The following is a 1,185-nucleotide window of genomic DNA, read 5'->3' as shown; positions in this document are numbered from 1 at the left end:
GAGGCGATGGCGTCCGAGCCGGTGCGCACCTCGGTCATGGCGCTGCGCAGGTTGCGCGTCATGGTGGCCAGCGCGCTCAGCAGCTGGCCGATCTCGTCGCTGCCGCGGGCGACGACGTCGGCGCTGAGATCGCGGTGCGCCACGGCTTCCGCCAGCTTCACGGCATGCCGCAGCGGATGGGTGACGGACCGCGTCACCCGCCAGGCGAACAGCGGCCCGAGGATCAGGGCCAGCAGCGTGGCCACGGCCAGCACGGTCAGGCCCAGCCGGGTGTCCTGCTCGCTTTCGCCGAACAGGCGGGCGACGACGTTGCTCTGGAACTGGGACAGCTTGTCGATCTCGGCGATGTACTGCGCCGTGATCTTGGGCATTTCCTGGTTGAAGAAGGTATCGGCCTTGGCGTAGTCGCCGTTGTCCAGATCCTTGAAGGCCTGGGTGCGGCCCTGGATGTAGGCCTCGCGGACCCTCATCGCGTTGTCGTACAGCGTCTTGGCCTCGGGGGTGGAGATCATGGTCTCGATCTTCGCCCGGATGTCGGTCGCATTCTGGTCCGAAGTATCCATGCCCTTCTTGAAGACCGCCAGCACGTCCGGATTGGTCAGGTTGGCGGCGGCCAGGGCCTGGTTGGCGTTGACTTCCACCTGGCGGGCCCATTGCAGGATCAGGGCGTTCGCGGTCTGCCGTTCTTCGAGATTGTCGTTGGCCCGCTGGCTGTCGATCATGCGCCAGGCGCCGATGGCCGACATGATGAGCAACAGGATGATGATGAGCCCGAAGCCCAGGGCCAGTCGGGTGCCGATCTTCATATTACGCATGATGTACTCGCGTCATGGCTGGATGTCTCCTGAACCCGCGTTGGCAGCCTTCCGCTGCGGATCGAACGATTGTTTGTGTCCGATTGTACGAAGCTGTTCCGTTTTCAAATCGGCTAACAGCCGCCCGGTGCTGCCACAGTTCGGTCGGAAACGGGCGGAAAGATGCTGCGGGTCAAGAAAATGGCCGGCCTGCGGCCCGCGGTGCGCAGGCCCGGGGCGGTCGGCCCCTGCCCAGGTTTGAGGCTCGTGCTAGAACTCGGTCCATTCCTCGGTGGCGGCCGAGGCCGGAGCGGGCTTGCCGGGCGCGCGCAGGGCCGGCTTCGCGGCCGCGCGCGGCGCGGGCGCATCGGCCGGGGCGTCGTGGCGGGGC

At 66.7% G+C, this 1,185-nt stretch carries 1 protein-coding gene; it reads right to left on the bottom strand.

Annotated features, from left to right (window positions below; translation table 11 throughout):
- On the bottom strand, nt 1-815 hold an 815-nt coding region (locus HNR28_RS18070; RefSeq protein ID WP_184143109.1), incomplete at its 3' end, for an MCP four helix bundle domain-containing protein.
- Between the last annotated feature and the right edge of the window lie 370 nt (nt 816-1,185).

It is taken from the genome of Castellaniella defragrans (assembly GCF_014203015.1).
Lineage (GTDB): Bacteria > Pseudomonadota > Gammaproteobacteria > Burkholderiales > Burkholderiaceae_B > Castellaniella > Castellaniella defragrans.
Note: the sequence above shows the minus strand (reverse complement) of the source record. Positions and strands in the feature narration are given on the sequence as shown.